Source organism: Streptomyces sp. NPDC003691 (assembly GCF_053981115.1).
The window spans coordinates 64,942-83,397 of record NZ_JBSFNQ010000030.1 but is presented as its reverse complement, the minus strand read 5'-3'; the positions used below and the strand labels follow the sequence as shown (position 1 = coordinate 83,397).

The window sequence follows — 18,456 nt, the reverse complement described above, 5'->3', positions numbered from 1 at the left end:
GGAGTGGGAGCGCCTGGTCGACGCCGCGTACGCCCCCGGCGATCCCGGTGCGCGCCCCACCCAGTCCCAGGTCCTCGGGGCCCTCTCCGACCTGGACGCCGCTCGACGTCCCGGATGTGCCGGGGGCTCCGGACGTGCCGGACGTGCCGGACGTGCCGGGGGCGCCCCGCCCGGTGCCCCGGCCCCGCAGCAGGAGCAGGGTCGCCGCGGCGGCGGCCAGCAGCAGCCCCGTACCGACCGTGAAAGCGAGCTGGTAGCCGCTGGTCAGCGCCTGGGCGGTGGAGTCGCCGCGGTCCAGTCCGGTCTCGGTGCGGGCGGCCGCCAGGGTGCTCAGCACCGCGACACCGATTGCGCCGCCCAACTGCTGGGTGGTGTTGAAGAGGCCGGATGCCAGGCCCGCGTCCTCGTCGGTGACCCCGCTCATCCCCAGGGACGTCAGCGCCGGGAGGGCCAGCCCGAACCCGGCCGCCAGCAGCATCACGGGCAGCAGGTCGACCGCGTAGTTCGCGCCGCCCGCCGGGACCCGGGTCAGCAGCCCCAGCACCCCGACCAGCAGGGCCAGGCCGGTCAGCAGTACCGCCCGCTCGCCGAAGCGGCCGATCAGCCGGGCGGACAGCCCCAGCGCGGTGCCCCCGATGACCACGGCGGCGGGCAGCATCGCGAGACCGGTCTCCAGGGCTCCGTAACCGAGCACCTTCTGGAGGTAGAGGGCGACCAGGAACTGGAAGGAGAAGAGCGCCGCGACCATTAGCATCTGGACCGCGTTGGCGCCGACCAGGGCCCGGGAGCGCAGGATCCGCGGGGCGATCAGCGGCTGGGCGGCCCGGGCCTGCCGGACCGCGAAGGCGGCGAGCAGGGCGAGCGCGACGGCCCCGAGGCCGAGGGTGTGCGCCGCGGTCCAGCCGTAGTGCTCGGCCTTGACGACGGTGTAGATGCCGAGGGTGAGCCCGAGGGTGACCAGCGCCGCACCGGCGATATCGGCACCGGCCCGCAGGCCGAGACCGCGGTCCCGCGGCAGCAGGGGTACGGCGAAGGCGAGGACCGCGAGCCCGATCGGCAGATTGATGGTGAAGATCCACCGCCAGTCGAGGGCATCGGTGAGGATTCCGCCGAGCACCTGTCCGATGGAGGCGCCCGCGGCGCCGGTGAAGGCGAAGACGGCGATCGCCCTGGCGCGCTCGCGCGGCTCCGGGAACAGCGTGACCAGAATGCCGAGGCCGACGGCGGACGCCATCGCGCTGCCGACGCCCTGGAGGAAGCGGGCGGCGATCAGGACGCCGGGCGAGGCGGCGACCCCGGCGAGCACCGAGGCGGCGGTGAAGACCGCGGTACCCGCCAGGAACATCGTCTTCCGGCCGATCAGATCGCCGAGCCGGCCGGCCAGGAGCAGCAGCGCGCCGAAGGGGATCAGATAGGCGTTGACCACCCAGCTCAGTCCGGCGGGGGTGAAGCCGAGGTCGCTCTGGAGGGCGGGCATCGCGACGGTGACGATGCTGCCGTCGAGGATCAGCATCAGGGTGCCGACGGCGACGACGGCGAGGGCCGCCCAGCGCGACCGGCCGGGGCTCCCGAGCGGCGGCGGCCCGTCGGGCGGGGTGCCGTCCGGGCGCCCGTTCCGACCGGTCTTCGCGGCGGACAACTCGTGGGCTGAGTCCGTTGCGGGGACTGCGGAAGCGGAAGTGGGTGCGGGCTCGGCCGAGGTCAGCGTCATGGTCGGTCTCCCTGTCCAGGGGCGGCGTGCTGGCGACATGAGAGACCGTAGCAGATAGTTTTGTTGCAGACTATCTATCTCGGATGGTTTCTGTTGTGGGGGTGGGGCGAAGGCCCGCTCGGTGCCGCCGGGCCCGGCGTCGTGGAGCGGAGGTCCGCTCAGTGCTGCCGGGCCCGGCGTGCGGATGTGTCCTCGGCGGGCGTGGCGAGATGCCCCGCCGCCAGCTCCTTCAGCGCGGCCAGCAGGGCGGCGCCATCGCCGCCGGAGAGGCTCGCCAGGGTGGAGCGGTGCACCTCGTCCACGATTCGCCGGCTCCGCTCGGCGAGCCGCGCCCCCTCCTCCGTCACCGCGATGATCCGCGCGCGCCGGTCCGTCGCCGACGGCCGCCGCTCCGCGAGACCCGCCCGTTCCAGGGCGTCGACGGTGACCACCATCGTGGTCTTGTCCATATCTCCCAGCTCCGCGAGCCGGGCCTGGGTCCGCTCCTCCTCCAGGGCGTGGACCAGGACGCAGTGCATCCGGGCGGTGAGCCCGATCTCCGCGAGGGCCGCGGCCATCCGGGTGCGCAGCACATGGCTGGTGTGGTCGAGAAGGTAGGACAGGTCGGGTTCGGTCCGCCGGGGCGCCAGGGAAGTCATACGGCCAGGGTAGCGATTCCGGTGGCTTCGGGATTATCCGCAACCGAACCATTAATCGGGCGGGCGGGCAGTTGGTCGGTCGGCGAGGTCCGTTCGGCCCGGGCCGTGAGGGGAAGGAAGTCCTACGGCAACGGTGTTGCCGTAACTCAGTGGTGCCGTCGTGGCGGGCGGGAACGGGGAACGGCGCACGGTACGGCCCGCCGCGGCGTCCGAAAGCAGCCGATCGTCGACCACGAAGGAGCCCGGATGCGCATCGCGGTGACCGCCGCCCTGACCGATGAAACGATCACTCCGGTGAGACTGGCGAAGGAATTGGAGGAGCGCGGCTTCCACGGGCTCTATCTGCCCGAGCACACACATATCCCCGTCGAACGCGCCACCCCCTTCCCCTACGCCGACGAGCGGGGCGAAGTCGCCCGCTGGTACGGCAGGCTGATCGACCCCTTCGTGGCGCTGGCCCAGGCCTCTGCCGTGACCACCCGGCTCCATCTCGGCATCGGGGTACTGCTGCTCGCCCAGCACGACCCCATCGTCGTCGCCAAACAGGCGGCCAGCCTGGACCATCTCTCCGGGGGCCGGTTCACCCTCGGCGTCGGTTTCGGCTGGAACCGCGAGGAGGCCGCCGACCACGGCGTCGAATGGTCCAGCCGTCGCGATCTCGTCCTGGACCGGATGCGCCTGATGCGGGCGCTGTGGGCGGACGAGCCCACCGAGTACAAGGGCGTCTTCGGCTCGGTCCGGGCCTCCGTCGCCCATCCGAAGCCGGTGCGCGGCGGCGCCCCGCGCACCATGGTCGGCGGCGCGGCCGGGCCCAAGCTCTTCTCCCACATCGTGGAGTACGGGGACGGCTGGCTTCCCATCAAGGGCGCCGACCTGCGCGAGACCCTGCCCCGCCTCCGTACCGCCTGGGAGGAGGCCGGCCGTGACCCGGCCGCGCTCCAGGTCGTGCCGTACGCGGTCGACCCGACGCCCGAGCGGCTCGCGGTCTTCGAGGAGCTGGGTATCGAGGAGGCTGTGCTGCTGATGCCCGCGGAGGAGGAGCCGGGGATGCTGCGGGCGCTGGACGAATTCGGGCGGTATCTGGACTGACCGGGCCGGGCGCCGCTGAGCCGGGACGGCCCGCCCCGGCTCAGCGGCGTACGAAGCGGGTGACGCAGACCCCGTTCTCGAACAGGGTCCGCTGTACCGGGTCGAAGAGCACCGGGTCGAAGCCGCCGCCGACCAGCGGGATCCCCGCCCCCGCGATCACCGGATAGCTCTTGAGCACCAGCTCGTCGATTTCGGGCAGCACGGCCCCCGCCAGCTTGCCGCCGCCGCAGAGCCAGATGCCGAGCCCGTCCCCGCCCTCCTCCCGCTTGAGCCGCCGGACCAGGCCGAGCGGATCGCCGGGGACGACCGTGACCTCCGGGCCGGCGGTCGCCGGGTCGAGGGTGCTGGAGACCACGTACTGCCGCAGATGGGCGTACGGGCTGGGCATCCCCGCGTCCAGGCCCGGCCGGTAGGTGCCGAGCCCCATCACGACGGTGTCGAAGTGGCGGTTGGGCAGACCGGCGACGCCGGACGCCTCCCGGAATGCGGTCGGAACCGTCTCCGGGTACGCGGCGGACATCGCGGCGGAGTACTCGACCCGCCGCTGCTCGTCGCCCTGCGGGAAGAATTCGTACTCGCCGCCGGGCCCGGCGATCCGGCCGTCGAGGGTCACGCCTACGTAGTACACGAGCTTTCGCATGCCGAATGGGCCTTTCGTAGTACTCTGTTTGAAGTGGTTAGAACGTAGTACTACACATGGAGTGGTGTCAATGGTGAGAAGGAACGACGAGCGGCGGGCCGCCCTCGTCGACGCCGCGATCGAGGTACTGGCCCGCGAAGGGGCGCGGGGGCTGACATTCCGCGCGGTCGACGGCGAGGCCGGGGTCCCCAACGGGACCGCCTCCAACTACTTCGCCAACCGCGACGATCTGCTCACCCAGGCCGGGGCCCGGGTCTACGAGCGCTACCAGCCCGACGAGGCCACCGTCGCCAGGACGGACACGGCCGGGCGCGACCGCGAGACGTATGTGCAGCTGATGCGGGAGCTGGTGGACCGCGTGGCGTCCTTCCGCACCGGCTACCTCGCCCTGCTGGAGCTGCGGCTGGAGGCCACCCGCCGTCCCGAACTGCGGAAGGTCCTCACGGCACGGGTCAGGGCCGACGCCGACGCCAATGTCGCGTACCACGAGCAGTCCGGCCTGCCCGGGGACGCCACGGCCGTCCGGCTGCTGATGCTGACCCTCAACTGGCTGATCGTCGAGCAGCTCACCCTGCCGGACCTCTACTCGCCGGAGGAGCGGGACGCGCTGGTGACGGCGGCGGTGGAGCGGATCGTGGGCGCGGGCGCTGCCGCGGGCTAGAACGGGGGCGCTGCGGGCGCGGGCTCGGGCCGGTGCGGGGCGGCGCTCCGGGCGGTGGGCGAGCAGTGGTACGGGCGGTACGGAGGACACCGAGGTCCTCCGTACCGCCCCCTACCCGCCCTCACGGCCCGGCGGACCGCACCCCCGTCGCACTCCGCCGGGCCGGACGGCCGCTACGCGCCGACGTACTCCGCGAGATGCTCGCCCGTCAGTGTCGAACGTGCCGCGACCAGCTCCGCCGGAGTGCCCTCGAAGACGACCTTGCCGCCGTCGTGGCCCGCGCCCGGCCCCAGGTCCACCAGCCAGTCCGCGTGCGCCATCACCGCCTGGTGGTGCTCCACGACGATCACCGACTTGCCCGCGTCGACCAACTGGTCCAGCAGCCCGAGCAACTGCTCCACATCGGCGAGGTGGAGACCGGTCGTCGGCTCGTCCAGGACGTACACCCCGCCCTTGTCCCCCATATGCGTCGCCAGCTTCAGCCGCTGCCGCTCACCGCCGGAGAGGGTCGTCAGCGGCTGGCCGAGGGTGAGATAGCCGAGACCGACATCGGCGAGCCGGCCGAGGATCCGGTGCGCCGCCGGAAGCTGAGCCTCGCCGTCGCCGAAGAACTCCAGGGCCTCCGCCACCGGCATGGCCAGGACCTCGCTGATGTCCCGGCCGCCGAGCCGGTACTCCAGCACCGCGGCCTGGAAACGCCGCCCCTCGCAGTCCTCGCAGGGCGTCGCGACCCCGGCCATCACCGCCAGGTCCGTATAGATGACGCCCACGCCGTTGCAGGTCGGGCAGGCGCCCTCGGAGTTGGCGCTGAACAGGGCCGGCTTCACACCGTTGGCCTTGGCGAATGCCTTACGGATCGGTTCGAGCAGACCCGTGTACGTCGCCGGGTTGCTCCGCCGGGAGCCGCGGATCGGGCTCTGGTCCACCGACACCACCCCCGCGTCCGCCGGAATCGACCCGTGGACCAGGGAACTCTTCCCGGACCCGGCGACCCCTGTGACGACCGTGAGCACACCCAGCGGAAGATCGACGTTCACCTTCCGCAGGTTGTTCGCCGTGGCGCCGCGGATCTTCAGCGCGCCCGTCGGCTTCCGTACGGACTCCTTCACCTTCGCCCGGTCGTCGAGATGCCGCCCGGTGACCGTCCCGGCCGCCCGCAGCCCCTCCAGGGAACCCTCGTAACAGACCGTGCCGCCCGCCGTGCCCGCGCCGGGGCCCAGGTCGACCACATGGTCCGCGATCGCGATCAGCTCCGGCTTGTGCTCCACCACGAGCACCGTGTTGCCCTTGTCGCGCAGCCGCAGCAGCAGGTCGTTCATCCGCTGCACATCGTGCGGGTGCAGCCCCGCCGACGGCTCGTCGAAGACGTACGTCACATCGGTCAGCGACGAACCGAGGTGGCGGATCATCTTCACGCGCTGCGCCTCGCCGCCGGACAGGGTGCCCGCCGGGCGGTCCAGCGAGAGATAGCCGAGCCCGATCTCCACAAAGGAGTCCAGCGTCCGCCCGAGCGCGGTCAGCAGCGGTGCCACCGAGGGCTCCTTCAGCCCCCGCACCCACTCGGCCAGATCGCTGATCTGCATCGCGCAGGCGTCGGCGATGCTGATCCGCTTGATTTTGGAAGACCTGGCGCCCTCGCTGAGGCGGGTGCCGTCGCATTCGGGGCAGGTCGTGAAGGTGACCGCCCGCTCCACGAACTCGCGGATATGCGGCTGCATCGCCTCCTTGTCCTTCGACAGGAACGACTTCTGGATCTTGGGGATCAGGCCCTCGTAGGTCAGGTTCACACCCTCGACCTTGACCTTGGTGGGCTCCCGGTAAAGGAAGTCCTGCATCTCCCGCTTGGTGAACCGGCGGATCGGCTTGTCCGGGTCGAGGAAGCCGGACTCCGCGTAGAGCCGTACGGTCCAGAAGCTGTCCGACTTCCAGCCCGGGATGGTGAACGCGCCCTCCGCGATCGACTTGGAGTCGTCGTAGAGCTGGCTCAGGTCGATGTCCGAGACCTTGCCACGGCCCTCGCAGTTCGGACACATGCCGCCGGTGCGGTTGAAGGTCGCCTTCACCGTCTTCTGGTTGCCGCGCTCGACGGTGATCGCGCCGCTGGCCCGGACCGACGGCACATTGAAGGCGTAGGCGCTCGGCGGGCCGATATGCGGCTTGCCCAGCCGGCTGAAGAGGATCCGCAGCATCGCGTTGGCGTCGGTGGCGGTACCGACCGTCGACCGGGGGTCGGCCCCCATCCGCTGCTGGTCCACGATGATCGCGGTGGTCAGCCCGTCCAGGACGTCGACCTCGGGCCGGGCCATCGTGGGCATGAAGCCCTGGACGAAGCTGCTGTACGTCTCGTTGATCAGCCGCTGCGACTCGGCGGCGATCGTGTCGAAGACCAGCGAGCTCTTGCCGGAGCCCGAGACACCCGTGAACACCGTCAGGCGGCGCTTGGGGATCTCGATGCTGACGTCCTTGAGGTTGTTCTCACGGGCGCCGTGCACCCGGATCAGCTCATGGCTGTCGGCGGCGTGCGGGGCGGCGGGCCGCCGTGACCTGGCTGCCTTGGTCATCGTCTTCTCCTACGGGTCCGAGTGCCGGGGCCGGGCCGGGCCCGCCGGATCGGCGTCCCAGTATCGCAACCCGTATCAAATCGTTCAAACAGCGACTTTTTGATCAGTGCGGCGGGGCGGGTGGTGCGCTCCCCACGCTAGGCGGCCGACCCGGGCGGGGGCTTCTCGAATCCTGACGGGTTCGCCGCCCGCAGGGACCTCGTCCCGGGATCGGACCCGGAGTCTCCCACCGGCCCGGCGGGGCTATCGTGCGAGGCACGTTCCCCCGAGGAGGCAATCGATGGGTGCTCGCTCGTTCATGCTGGCGGCACGGATACCGATGTCGCGCGAAGGCTTCGAGGAGTGGCTGCGGACGCCCCTGCCGGGCCTCGACATCATCGAAAACCCGTCCGCGATGTACACGGGGTGGGCCGCGGACGGCACCGCCCCGGACTGGGACCTGACCGGGATCGCCGCCCGCTACCCGCAGGCGGTGGCCGGGATCCGCGCCGACCTGGCCAAGACCCCCGGGCAACTGCTCGCCCCCCGCGCCGCGGACGGCGGCGACCTGCTGCGCCACCGTGACGGAGCCCTGGAGGTCTATCTGTACGACTACCACGGCGAGGAGACCAGTACCCGGACCCAGCTGCTGATGCTGGCCGGCGCGGGCCGTTTCACGCCCCCCGGCACCGAGGCGCCGGTCATGTACTGGGGCGGCGATATCGACCCCGGCCTCCCGATGCCCGGCGACAAGCCCCTCGCGGTCCTCCTCGTCACCGCAGCCCGGTCCCGTTTCGTGGCCGACTACCCCCTGGACGAGCTGAACGCGGAACTGGCACCTGTCGAGGCCGACTTCCTGGCCCTGACGGGCTACGGAGCCCCCGAAGGCTCCACCGGGGACTCCGCCGTCCTGTTCGACCCGGCCGCCGCCCGGGGCTGACCGGTCCGTTCCGGCCCCGAGGGTGCGCCCGGTGGCTGCGCTGCTACGCGAGAGGGCAGGGAAGGCCGGGGTCGGCGCGGTTGGGGGAGCAGGTCACCAGGGCGACGGAGTGGAAGAGCGTGCCGGTCAGATAGTGCCCCAGAGATACGTCCCCGCCCCGGGCCAGCCGCTCCACTGCCGCGGTCACCAGGAGGGCCAGCCGGGTCGCGTCCCGTTCCGTTTCCGAGGCGAACCGGGAAGCGGCCTCGGCCAGCTGACGCCCGAGCCATTCCCCCGCTTCCTCGGGCTCCTCCCAGGTGCCCCGGACCGTTCCGGGCGGCTTCAGCAGCCAGTGCGCGGTCTGCAGAGGCGGAAGCCCCGTCACCTTGAACTCCGCGACCACCTCCCGGTACCGGTCCGCCAACCGCTGGGCCGCCGGATCCGCTCCGGCCGGGGGAGGGGGCGGATCTGGATGCGGAGGCCGCCGCAGTGCTTCGTCGTCGAACGCCTTCTTCTCGCCGGTCCATACGTAGCCGTGGTGGTGCACTGCCGCTCCGTTCCGGGTACGGGCGACGGCCCCGCCCGTTCGGCGTGCGGGCGGGGCCGTCGGGACGGTCAGGCGGAGAGGTCGAACCGCGCGGGGTCGATGCCCGCCGCGTCCAGCTCCGCCGTGCTGAACCGCAACGGCTCGGCGTCCGGCCGCTTGCTGTCACCGAGGGCCCAGGAGTCCGGCCCGATCCTGGCGAGGGTCACGCAGGCTTCGCCGTCGGGGTGCGTGTTGCCGCCGCAGGCTTTGGCGAAGAGGGGTGTGCCGATGTCGAGTGCGTACAGGTCGGTCATCGTCGTCCTTCTTGATCGTCCGACGGCCCGCTGAGGGCCGTCCTCCGCCCACAGTGGGCGGAAGTCCTAAAAACGGGTGCGGTGTTCGGCGTCAGGCAGTTCGTCATCCGGGCTCGGCCCCGCGCCGTAGCGGGTGGCGTCCTCGGGGCACGCGTACTGGACCAAGGGGGGTCCGCTGGCGCGTTCGGTGACTCCCACGGTGATCGGTGCGGCGGTGGTGCGTCCGCAGTGGGCACATGGTGCGGTGAACGGCTCCGGTGCGCTGTTGAGCAGGGCCTCGCGGGTCATGTGCGGACCTCCGCGAGAACCTGGTGGACGCCCTCGGCGAGGTACGGGTAGTCCCAGCCGAGTTCGGCCCATGCGGTCGCGTAGAACCGTTCGCGCTGTTCGTGGGTGAGTCCCTGGACTTCGTCCGTGGTGAAGATGGTGCGCGCGGTTTCCGAACTCGGTCCGGTCCACGGGCGGGACCACGGCGAAGCTGAGGTGTAGGGGGCGGGGGCTGGTTCGGAAGGGGCGGCGGCGCGGTGTCGGCCCCGGGCCGGAAGTAACAGGTGCAGCGCCCATGAGAACGCCTGGACGATAAGGTTTTGCATGTCGGTTCAGCTCCTCTGAAGCTGATCGGCGGAGCCCCGATGGACCGGTTGCGACGGTCTGTCGGGGCGTTGTCGTTGCTACGGCGCAGCGCCCGGAAGGCTCAGGAGTCCGTTACCTTCTCCGACTCCGTCGCTGTGACGGGCACGTTGTCGTGCTGCGGATGGCGTCGGAGAAGCACGCGGTAGTCGATGACGCGGGACCTGTTGCCGCGCAGTTCGGCACGTGCCAGCTTCGCGAGGAGCTTTGTGCAGGTGCCGCATGTGGGTCGGCCGTTCAACGGCGGTCTTCCGAAGGCAGATTCTTCTGCGATGCCGGGCGAACGGCCGTTGGGGGACCCTCGGCCCTCACCATCGACTCGGGGCACTCAGGCCTGCCGCACTCGCACGGTGGCCACCTGAACACCGCCTCGGACGCGCAGGTCGCCGTCTCCGCCGATGGTGTGTTGTTGATCATCGGCCGCCTCCTTGTTCCGGTATCTCTCTGGGTGCCCAGAGGACCACAAATGGCCTTAGGGTTGAGCTAGTTGAACGGTCTGATTCAAGTTTCGCCAGGGTGTTCGACGGCTACGGAGCGCAGTGTGAGGAGGTCATGGCGTTGGACGAGGATGACTCCCCGAAGAGTTTGAATCCGCTTGAAACCTTCGGTGTGGATGTGCGGGAGATGCGCAGAGCCCGAAGGATGACCCTCAAGGGCTTGGGTAACGCCGTCGGGTACTCCGTGGCCTACGTGTCCAAGGTCGAGAACGCGAAGGTGGTCCCGAGCGAGCGGTTCGCAGAGGGATGCGACCGGGCCTTCGGCACCGGGACGATGATGGCCAGGCAGCGTCAGGCTGCCGTCGAAGGTGACCATCCGAGCTGGTTCCTGCCGTACCTCCAGCACGAGCGCAAGGCCACACGGATTCTCAACTACAGCACTCTGTACGTCATGGGCCTGCTTCAGACGCCCGAGTATGCGCGGGCACTGTATGAGAGTGCTGCGCTACGGCTGACCCCGACGGAAATCGAGATCAAACTCGCGGAGCGAATCGCTCGGCGCGACATCCTCGACCGAGAGGATCCCGCGCCTCCCGTCCTATGGGTGGTGCTTCAAGAAGCTTGCCTTCGTGTTGTGGTGGGCGACAGAGGCGTGATGGCACGCCAGATCTCCCGTCTCCTGGATGATGCCGCGCGCCCTAATGTCAACATCCAGCTCCTTCCCTTCAGTACGGTACCGGCGGCTGATATCCCGTTCACGCTGCTGACCAGCGCTGATCGGCCCACCGTTCTTCACGCGGACGGGCCCATCTGGGGACGGCCTCAAGATGCTCCCCTGGCGACGGGTAACGCGGTTGAGACCTACGATCGGCTGCGAGCAGACGCTCTTGGCCTTGGCGAATCCCTGATGCGCATTCGCAAGATCTTGGAGGAATACGCGCCATGAATGACCTTGTCGGCCTTCACACGATGGGCTGGGTCAAATCCAGCTACAGCGCCCCCAACGGGGGCGAGTGCATCGAGTGGGCACCTGAACACGCAGCCGCGACCGGCATAGTCCCGGTCCGGGACAGCAAGCAGCCGCACGGGCCCGTGCTGATGGTGTCCGCCGACGCCTTCGCGGGTCTGGTGGCACTGGCCCGGGCCGTCGGTATGCGGTGACATGCAGCAAGTCCGGCAGAGCCCCGCCCAGCGCATGACCGACGCTGTCGGTTGAAGTGGGGGTGGCGCTACTCGGCCCCGCTGAGCATTGGCTCGGCGGGGCCGAGGGCTGCGAAGTGGCCGGCGCGCGTGCGGGGCGCGTCGGTTGACGGTCCGTTCCGTCTTGCGCGGCGGCAGGCTGACCGCGTGCCGCCCGATACGTCACCGACATGCGACTGCTACCTCCGCCCGCCAGCCTTGCGCAGCAGCGGCACGGGAGGACCGTCTGCCGCTGCCAGGCACTCCTTGACGGAGAGGTACAGATTGTCGTGCGGTATTCAACCCTCGCAACACTCGCAGCCGGTATCGGCGTGGCCGCCTCGCTTATTACTCCGGTGGCCGCGCCCGCCGGTGCGGCGCCGTCCAGGGCGCCGGACGGCTTGAAGTGGGAACTCTGCCGGGATGTGACAGCGGACTGGCTCCATCCTGCCGACAGCCGGAGCGAGTGCGCCTTTGTTTCGGTTCCGCTGGACTACGCCGATCCGCAAGGCCGGCAGATAAAAATTGCCGTGAGCAGGGTCAAGGCCACCGGGAAGCGCACCGGCGCCATGTTCACCAATCCCGGAGGGCCCGGTCTGTACGGAACTCCGGTTCCCTATGAACTCCTTGAGACCCACCTCGGGCCGATGAACGAAGAACTCGACTTCATTGGCATCGATACCCGGGGGACGGGCTACAGCACCCAGATGTCCTGTGAAATGACCGAGCCCCCGCCCGGGGAAACCGAAAAGGGGCGATTCGAGCGATATGCCGACGAGCGTCGGGCGTGTATCGCCAAGGATCGGCCGCTGGCACTCTCCATCACCATGGAGAATGCCGCCCGGGATATGGACAGAGTCCGGGAAGTGCTGGGTTTCCAGAAGATAAACTTCTACGGAAATTCCGGTGGAACCGTACTGGGCGCTGTCTACCGATCGATGTTCGACAAGCGCGTCAATCGCATGTGGGTGGACTCGGTCATGTATCCGACCGGCGTGAACGAGGCGATCAAGGCGCAAGAGGCGCAATATTACGCCGCCTACCGCCGATTCTTCGAGTGGCTGTCCGAAAGGCACGCAACGTACCGCTTCGGAGACTCTCCCCGGAAGGTCGAGTCCGCGCTGAAAGCGCTGATGTCGAAGGTCGGGCGCGAAAACTTCATCCCCCTTCTCAGTGTCAACCTGGAAGCCCTTCCGGAAGTGTGGAAGCGGTCCGCCGCCAAGCTCGCCGAACTCCGGGACGACGGTCCGCAGGGGAGGTCCAAGCCGAAGCAGGTGAACCAGAAGTCCCTCGGCTGGGGGGAGAGGGGAAGCAACTACGGTTTTACCAACGAAGCGTTCATATGCAATGCGAGTGCGGAGGGGCGGACATACTCCGATCTCATCAGGCTCAGGAAAGAGCGGGAGCGGAAGTATCCGTTTGCCAGGCATGCGAACGAATCCTGGATATCCGAGTGTGCCGCCTGGCCGGTGGGCAAGCCGTGGGATCTGAAGCCCGGTAAGAGCCAGTTGCAACTGTCCGGTCACAAGTTTGAAGACCCCACGCCCTATCCGTGGGCGAAGATGATGCAGAAGAAGGTCGGCGGATCCCTGCTGACCGTCATGGACGCCGGGCACTCCAGCTTGAAGCTCAAAGAAACCGCCTGCGGATCCAAGATAGTCGACTTCTTCCGGAACGGCACTGCGGCCAAGGGCAGTTGTCCCGGATCCCCGGTCGAGGAGGCCGGGCCTCCGGGGCCTGCCGGAAACCTGGCCGGGACGGTCAAGCTCGACAACTGCTCCGCTTCACTGGTCCGTCCCCGCACTGCCCGTGACGAGGACAAGGCGCTGCTGCTCACGAACGGGCACTGCCACCCCGAGCGCAGGCCGAATCCGGGCGAAGTGATCAGCGGCGCGGGTGCTCCGATCGGCGGTTCGGTGCTGAGCCCGGCCGGCCGCGAACTCGGCCCGGTCACGGGGAAGACCGTCTACGCGACCATGACCGGAACCGATGTCCTGCTGGCCGAGCTGGACTCCACGTACGCGGAAATCCGGCAGAAGTACAAGGTCGAGGCGTTCCCGCTGGCCACGTCCGGCCCGGTGGCCGGGCAGAACATCAAGGTGGCGTCCAGCTATCTGGACAGCGTCTGGTCGTGCCGGGCCGAGGCCGTGATCCCGACGCTGAAGGAGGGGGACTACACCTCGGCCGACGCGATCCGGTACGCGAAGGAATGCGACACCAAGCCCGGCAGCTCCGGCTCGCCGGTCGTCGATGCCGGGACCGGGGAGCTCGTCGGTGAACAGCACCAGCAACCGTGACGGCAAGTCGTGCGAGCTGGACAATCCGTGCGAGGTGGATTCGGGAGGCACCGTCGTCCACCAGGGACGCGGATACGCCGCTCAGACCGCGGCGATTGCCGGATGCATCGGGTCCGGCAACACCGTCGACCTCAGGCGCGAGGGCTGCACCCTGCCCAAGCCCTGAGCCCGCTCCGAAACCTCGGGGAGCCCCGCCCGGTTGTGCACGTCATGTGCCGGGCGGGGCTCTGGGAGTGAAGCGGTGGTCAGGAGTCCGTGCGTTGGCCGAGTTGGCTGTGCAGGAGAAGCCCGGCGGGGGCCTCGGGGGACTTCCGGTGGGCCAGTTCGACGAGTCGCGCGCCGAGTTCCGGCGACCGTTCGCCCAGCACGATGGAGCTGAGCACCAGCTCCAGCATCACGCAGTCGTAGGCGTCGTCCGTACTGGCGTAGAACTCCGCGTCCCGTTCCACGACCGCACCGGAGATCCGCCGTCCGCCGCCTTCCGCCGGGGCGAAGGTGGCCTCGAAGACGCCGTAGCCGGTCCAGCTGCGGTGCAGGAAGACGGTGTCGTCCTCCGCGAAGACATGCCACTTCTCGTCCATGTCCTGCGCCGCGTAGCCCTGCTGGATGCGTTCCCACTGCTCGTCGGTCCAGATGCGTCCGGGCAGTTCCGACAGCGGCCGGGGCTTGGATATCGGCTTGAGGCTGCGGAACAGGGCCCGGGTCACACGCGCGTCGGATGTCATGACCCGATCCTATGAAGAACGCCCTGATCACCGCCCCCGGGATTCCAGGGACTCCACCGCCCGCGACAGGCTGTGGCGGGCGTGGCCGCGGGAGACCTGGTCTTCCAGGAGGCGCTGGAGCGGGGAGAGCAGCTCCGTGCTCAGGCCCTGCGCCTCCGTCGCCGCCAGGATGTTGCGGAGTCCCGAGGCGTTCATGTCCAGGCTGGATGCCTCCGTCTCGTACGACTCCGTGTCGATTTCCGCGGCGAACTCCGGCAGTACCGCCAGGACTCCCTGGATCCAGCGGTTCAGATGGCCGGTGAGGTCCACCGCCTTGATGCCTTCGGAGCGGCCGAGGGCCACGGCCTGGAAGAAGCCCGAGAACAGGCCGTACATCCCGCTGAGGATCGCCACGTCGTGGACCGCCGCGAGCCCCGGGTCGCTGCCGACGAAGGTGTCGCCGCCCAGCAGGCCGAGCGGTGCGCGGAAGCGCTCGTGGGCGTCGGGCGAGCCGCTGTAGAGGATGAACGAGTCGTCGGTGCCGATGGTCTGCGGTACGGCGTACACCGCGCCCATCAGGTAGTCGGCGCCCCGGGCGGTCGCCCACTCGGCGAGGGCCCGCGCCGGTTCGGGGGTCGAGGTGGTCAGGTTCACCACGGTCCGGCCGGGGAGCGCGGCCGACGCGGACTCCAGTACGGTCCGGGCCGTCTCCTGGTCGAGTACGGCGACGACGACCAGGTCGCTCGCGGCGACGGCCTCGGCCGCGGTGGCCGCCCGGACCGCGCCCCGGGCGACGAGCGCGTCGGCCTTGGCGGCACTGCGGTTCCAGACCGTCGTCGGGTGGCCCGCGGCGAGGAACGCCCCGGCCAGGGCCTGCCCGAGGTTGCCGAGCCCGATGACGGAGACGGAGGTGGAAGCGGCGGGGGTGGTGGCGGTGGCGTTCATGGTGGGGGTCCTTTCCGGGGGTTGGTGAGATCAGGTTGGCGGGGACCGCTGTCGGTCGGCTGCCGGTCCGCTGCCGGTGTACTGCCGGTGATGTGGCGGGGGTCATAGCGCGGCCCGCCGGACCCTGCTGAGGTGGCCCGATGCCTCCCCGTACCCCACTGCCCCTGGCCGCCGCCCTGTTCGCGGGCTCCCTTCTGCTGACTGCCTGCGGCAGTGACACCGCACCGGCCGGAGCGGCGGAGGAGACGGAGAAGTGCCGGGAGGCCGGGCCGCCGCTCGGCGAGGCGGTGGACGGGGTCCGGATCACCGGCACCACGGGCCTCGGGGCGAGCACCCCCGGCTGTACGTCCGGGGTGGCGTCCGTGACCTTCGAGGTGACCAGCCCCAAGAAGGAGCCGTACGCCTACACCGTCACGTTCTCGGTGACGGACGCGGCCGGGCAGGCGTACGAGAGCGCCCCGGTGGCGGTGGCCTCCGTACCGGGCGGCGCGACCGTCCGGAGCAGCTTCACCGCCACCCCCGCCCATGGTCCGGACTCCGCCGGTACCGCAGGGGTGCGGATCCTCAAGGTGCGGAGCGTCCCGGTGGCCGAGGCCGGCTCACCGGCGGGGGCCTGCCCCCGGTCCGGGGTACGGGTCACGGTGGACGCGGGGGACGCCGCGATGGGGCTGCGGGCCGTCGGCGTACGGCTGGAGAACTGCGGCACCCGGCCGTACGTCCTCGACGGCTACCCCGGTGTGACGCCCCTGGACGAGCAGCACCGCCCGCTCACCGGCGTCCGGGTGCTGCGCGGCGGCGGGGAGATCTCGACCGGTCTCGGCACCGTGAGCCCGCGCCGGATCAGCCTGGCCCCGGGCGAGGCCGCCCGGAGCAGCCTGATGTGGCGGAACACGCACGAGGCCTCCGGCGAGGCCGTGAACGGGCCCTATGTACGGCTGGTCCCGAAGCCGGGCGCGAGCCCCGTGATGCTGATCCCGGAGCTGGACCTCGGGACCACGGGGAAGCTGGGCGTGGACGCCTGGGCAAAGGAGCGCCGCTGACCGGCCGTACGGTCCGGCGGGCGCGGATACAGTGCCGGTCATGTCTGATGACCTTGGTGGGCGAGGCGGCGAACCGGTCCCGGCGGACGAGCTGTTGGCGGATCCGGGATTTCTGGTGACGGCGGACCCGGAGCGGGTGATGGCGCTGCTCGGCCTCGCGTCAGCGCCTGCGGGGCGGCTGGCGGCCGCGGTGTACCGGGCCTCGGCGCACGCCCATCGTGACGCCGGCGCCGCTGACCGGCGGCAGATTCTGGCGGTGGACGCGGCCCGCTACGGGGACCGGGGCCTGTCCGACCGCATCGCCGCCGTTGGTCTGCCGGACGTACCGGCTGTGAGGTGGCGGGTGGACTGGGCCACCGGGTCGGGGGTCCACCCCGGGTTCCTCGGCTTCCTCGACGGCTCCGACGGCAGCCGGCTGCCGCCGGTGGTGGCCGTCGACGGGCGGCCCGCCACGGTCACCCGCACCGACGATGCCGTGCTGCTGCGGGATCCGGCGACCGGTGCCGAAGTCGCCCGTGGTCTTTTCGCCGGTTCCGTACGCGGCCAGGAGACGACTGTGGTGGTCGACGGCCGGAAGGAAAAGATCAGTTGCGACGGGCCGGACGGCCTTCCCCGGATCTTTGAGCCTTCCACCGGCGAACCGCTCGGTGTGCTGCCTGCCGGTGGCAACGGCGGCCCGGCGATGTACTACTACCTGGATGCCGTCACGAGCGATGGCAGGTCCTATGTCCTCGCCGGTGATGAGAAGAGGGTGGCGGTGTGGGACCTGGCCACCCGGGAACTGGTGGGTGAGCTCGAATCCGAGGGCGACGATCTGCTGTCATGGACCGTCGTGGCGATCGGCGGACGGCCTCATGCGGTGACCGGCGGCTTTCACGGCACGGTCGAGGTGTGGAACCTTGCGACCTGCGAACGGATCGGCGCGGGCCGGGGCGAGGACCGTGAACTGCGGCTGATGGCGGCCGCGACGATCGACGGGCGGCCCCATGTTCTCGCCCGTGGCTGCAACCCGTATGTGGGGACGCCACTCGACACCGTCAGCGTATGGAGCGTCGACCCGCTCCGGCAGATCGACCGGCTGCCCGCCGAGGCGGAGAAGGTGGAGACGGCCACGGTCGGCGACCGCTGCCTTGCCGTCACCGACGACGGCCGGGTGTGGGAACTGTCCCGTTCGGCACCGGTCGGCAACAGGGCCCCGGGGCACGACGCGGCCGTGTCCGCGGTGACGGCGGCAGTCCTCGACGGCCGGCCGGTCGCCGTCACCGGCAGCCAAGACGAGACCCTGCGGATATGGGACCTCGCCACCGGCCGGCCCGTCGGCCCGCCGCTGTCCGCCGAGACCGACGAGTACGACGGTGTGACGCAGGTGCGGACGGCGCTGGTCGACGGCCGCCCCTATGCCGTGACCGGACACGACAGCGGCTACGACGAGTACGAACGCGTGTGGGACCTGGCCGCGGGCCGGGAAGTCACCGACGATGACCGCGCGGCGGAGCTCATCGAACCGCCGACCGGTGACGATCTGTTCGTCCCGTCGGTGACGGTCAACGGTCGTGCCTGCGCCGTGACCTTCCTCCCCGACACCGATCCCGCCATCCGGTTCCGGGACCTGGAGACCGGGGAGGAGATCGAGGACACCGTGTTCCGTCCGGCCGGACGGGTGACGGCGTTCGCCACCGGCAGGGTCGGCGGCCACCCGGTCGCGGTGGTCGCCTCCCTGCGGCGAGTACGGGTGTGGGAGCTCACCGGCGAGAGGGCTGCTGTCGCCGACGAACTCGTCTTCCCGCAGACCGTCGGTGCGGTGGCCGTGTCCCCGGAGGGACGGCTCCTGGTCGGCTTCGGCAACGACCTCGCCGTACTGTCCCGCTGCTGACGGAGGCGGACCATCCGCTCCTGCGCGGGTTGACGACAGCCTCCGGGGCCGGGGAGCCGGGAAGACCCTCCGGTCGGTGTGCCCCCGCCGTCGGGCAGCAGCCGGATCGCGCTCCGTGCCAGGACGGACTGCCTGCCGTCCGGTGACCTCCCCGCACGACATCGACCGGCACCCACCCGTCATCAACACCCCTCCCCGGTAGGGGAATATCCGGCGATGGCGCGGTAAACCGGACAGCGGGGCGCATGATTTCAGCCCCGTTTACCCCAGAGGCAACGCTTGAGCGCAGGTGTCCCGTCTTTCCCGGCGACCA

The 18,456-nt window shown here is 70.2% G+C and carries 19 protein-coding genes; 9 read left to right on the top strand and 10 right to left on the bottom strand.

Annotation, left to right across the window (positions count from 1 at the left end; all coding sequences use genetic code 11):
* Nucleotides 1-1,513 (bottom strand): MFS transporter (locus tag ACWDR0_RS16810; RefSeq protein WP_456352439.1); only part of this gene is annotated, 1,513 nt, incomplete at its 3' end.
* 356 nt (nucleotides 1,514-1,869) lie between these two features.
* Nucleotides 1,870-2,349, bottom strand: coding sequence for a MarR family winged helix-turn-helix transcriptional regulator (locus tag ACWDR0_RS16805; RefSeq protein ID WP_456352435.1), 480 nt, complete (start codon nucleotides 2,347-2,349; stop codon nucleotides 1,870-1,872).
* Nucleotides 2,350-2,595: 246 nt separating this feature from the next.
* Here ACWDR0_RS16805 and ACWDR0_RS16800 point away from each other — a divergent pair, with 246 nt between their 5' ends.
* A complete protein-coding gene (locus tag ACWDR0_RS16800) occupies nucleotides 2,596-3,438 on the top strand; it encodes a TIGR03619 family F420-dependent LLM class oxidoreductase (RefSeq protein ID WP_456352434.1) in 843 nt (280 codons plus the stop codon).
* 40 nt (nucleotides 3,439-3,478) lie between these two features.
* On the opposite strand, the gene ACWDR0_RS16795 is transcribed toward ACWDR0_RS16800, so the two are convergent.
* On the bottom strand, nucleotides 3,479-4,078 hold the full coding sequence (locus ACWDR0_RS16795; RefSeq protein ID WP_456352433.1) for a dihydrofolate reductase family protein: 600 nt from the start codon (nucleotides 4,076-4,078) through the stop codon (nucleotides 3,479-3,481).
* Between the two features lie 70 nt (nucleotides 4,079-4,148).
* Here ACWDR0_RS16795 and ACWDR0_RS16790 point away from each other — a divergent pair, with 70 nt between their 5' ends.
* A complete protein-coding gene (locus ACWDR0_RS16790; protein ID WP_456352432.1) occupies nucleotides 4,149-4,739 on the top strand; it encodes a TetR/AcrR family transcriptional regulator in 591 nt (196 codons plus the stop codon).
* A gap of 173 nt (nucleotides 4,740-4,912) precedes the next feature.
* On the opposite strand, the gene ACWDR0_RS16785 is transcribed toward ACWDR0_RS16790, so the two are convergent.
* Nucleotides 4,913-7,300 (bottom strand): ATP-binding cassette domain-containing protein, encoded by a 2,388-nt coding sequence (locus ACWDR0_RS16785; protein ID WP_456352431.1) that lies wholly within the window; start codon nucleotides 7,298-7,300, stop codon nucleotides 4,913-4,915.
* Nucleotides 7,301-7,580: 280 nt separating this feature from the next.
* Here ACWDR0_RS16785 and ACWDR0_RS16780 point away from each other — a divergent pair, with 280 nt between their 5' ends.
* On the top strand, nucleotides 7,581-8,219 hold the full coding sequence (locus tag ACWDR0_RS16780) for a hypothetical protein (protein ID WP_456352430.1): 639 nt from the start codon (nucleotides 7,581-7,583) through the stop codon (nucleotides 8,217-8,219).
* 43 nt (nucleotides 8,220-8,262) lie between these two features.
* Here ACWDR0_RS16780 and ACWDR0_RS16775 read toward each other — a convergent pair whose 3' ends face one another.
* From ACWDR0_RS16775 to ACWDR0_RS16760, 4 genes are all read right to left on the bottom strand, one after another.
* Nucleotides 8,263-8,745: a hypothetical protein gene (locus ACWDR0_RS16775; RefSeq protein WP_456352429.1), complete on the bottom strand. Its 483-nt coding sequence runs from the start codon at nucleotides 8,743-8,745 to the stop codon at nucleotides 8,263-8,265.
* A gap of 68 nt (nucleotides 8,746-8,813) precedes the next feature.
* Entirely contained in the window at nucleotides 8,814-9,038 is a 225-nt protein-coding gene (locus tag ACWDR0_RS16770) for a DUF397 domain-containing protein (RefSeq protein WP_456352428.1), read from the bottom strand.
* A gap of 66 nt (nucleotides 9,039-9,104) precedes the next feature.
* On the bottom strand, nucleotides 9,105-9,326 hold the full coding sequence (locus ACWDR0_RS16765) for a hypothetical protein (RefSeq protein WP_456352427.1): 222 nt from the start codon (nucleotides 9,324-9,326) through the stop codon (nucleotides 9,105-9,107).
* A complete protein-coding gene (locus tag ACWDR0_RS16760) occupies nucleotides 9,323-9,631 on the bottom strand; it encodes a hypothetical protein (protein ID WP_456352426.1) in 309 nt (102 codons plus the stop codon). Before ACWDR0_RS16760 ends, ACWDR0_RS16765 begins: the two co-directional genes overlap by 4 nt.
* A gap of 589 nt (nucleotides 9,632-10,220) precedes the next feature.
* Here ACWDR0_RS16760 and ACWDR0_RS16755 point away from each other — a divergent pair.
* The 4 genes from ACWDR0_RS16755 (at nucleotide 10,221) to ACWDR0_RS16740 (ending at nucleotide 13,747) form a co-directional block, all read left to right on the top strand.
* Nucleotides 10,221-11,051, top strand: a complete 831-nt coding sequence (locus tag ACWDR0_RS16755; RefSeq protein WP_456352425.1) for a helix-turn-helix domain-containing protein — start codon at nucleotides 10,221-10,223, stop codon at nucleotides 11,049-11,051.
* Complete coding sequence (locus tag ACWDR0_RS16750) at nucleotides 11,048-11,266, top strand: DUF397 domain-containing protein (RefSeq protein ID WP_456352424.1); 219 nt, start codon at nucleotides 11,048-11,050, stop codon at nucleotides 11,264-11,266. The genes ACWDR0_RS16755 and ACWDR0_RS16750 overlap by 4 nt, the downstream gene beginning before the upstream one ends.
* A gap of 308 nt (nucleotides 11,267-11,574) precedes the next feature.
* A complete protein-coding gene (locus ACWDR0_RS16745) occupies nucleotides 11,575-13,581 on the top strand; it encodes an alpha/beta fold hydrolase (protein ID WP_456352423.1) in 2,007 nt (668 codons plus the stop codon).
* Nucleotides 13,559-13,747: a hypothetical protein gene (locus ACWDR0_RS16740; protein WP_456352422.1), complete on the top strand. Its 189-nt coding sequence runs from the start codon at nucleotides 13,559-13,561 to the stop codon at nucleotides 13,745-13,747. The genes ACWDR0_RS16745 and ACWDR0_RS16740 overlap by 23 nt, the downstream gene beginning before the upstream one ends.
* A gap of 79 nt (nucleotides 13,748-13,826) precedes the next feature.
* On the opposite strand, the gene ACWDR0_RS16735 is transcribed toward ACWDR0_RS16740, so the two are convergent.
* Both ACWDR0_RS16735 and ACWDR0_RS16730 read right to left on the bottom strand, forming a co-directional pair.
* Nucleotides 13,827-14,237, bottom strand: a complete 411-nt coding sequence (locus tag ACWDR0_RS16735) for a hypothetical protein (RefSeq protein ID WP_456352438.1) — start codon at nucleotides 14,235-14,237, stop codon at nucleotides 13,827-13,829.
* A 96-nt stretch (nucleotides 14,238-14,333) separates the two neighbouring features.
* Nucleotides 14,334-15,230 carry an NAD(P)-dependent oxidoreductase gene (locus ACWDR0_RS16730; protein WP_456352421.1) on the bottom strand — a complete coding sequence of 299 codons (897 nt, stop codon included), beginning with the start codon at nucleotides 15,228-15,230 and terminating at the stop codon, nucleotides 14,334-14,336.
* A 140-nt stretch (nucleotides 15,231-15,370) separates the two neighbouring features.
* Here ACWDR0_RS16730 and ACWDR0_RS16725 point away from each other — a divergent pair, with 140 nt between their 5' ends.
* Both ACWDR0_RS16725 and ACWDR0_RS16720 read left to right on the top strand, forming a co-directional pair.
* Entirely contained in the window at nucleotides 15,371-16,270 is a 900-nt protein-coding gene (locus tag ACWDR0_RS16725; protein WP_456352420.1) for a DUF4232 domain-containing protein, read from the top strand.
* 40 nt (nucleotides 16,271-16,310) lie between these two features.
* Entirely contained in the window at nucleotides 16,311-18,143 is a 1,833-nt protein-coding gene (locus ACWDR0_RS16720) for a WD40 repeat domain-containing protein (protein ID WP_456352419.1), read from the top strand.
* Nucleotides 18,144-18,456 lie beyond the last annotated feature (313 nt).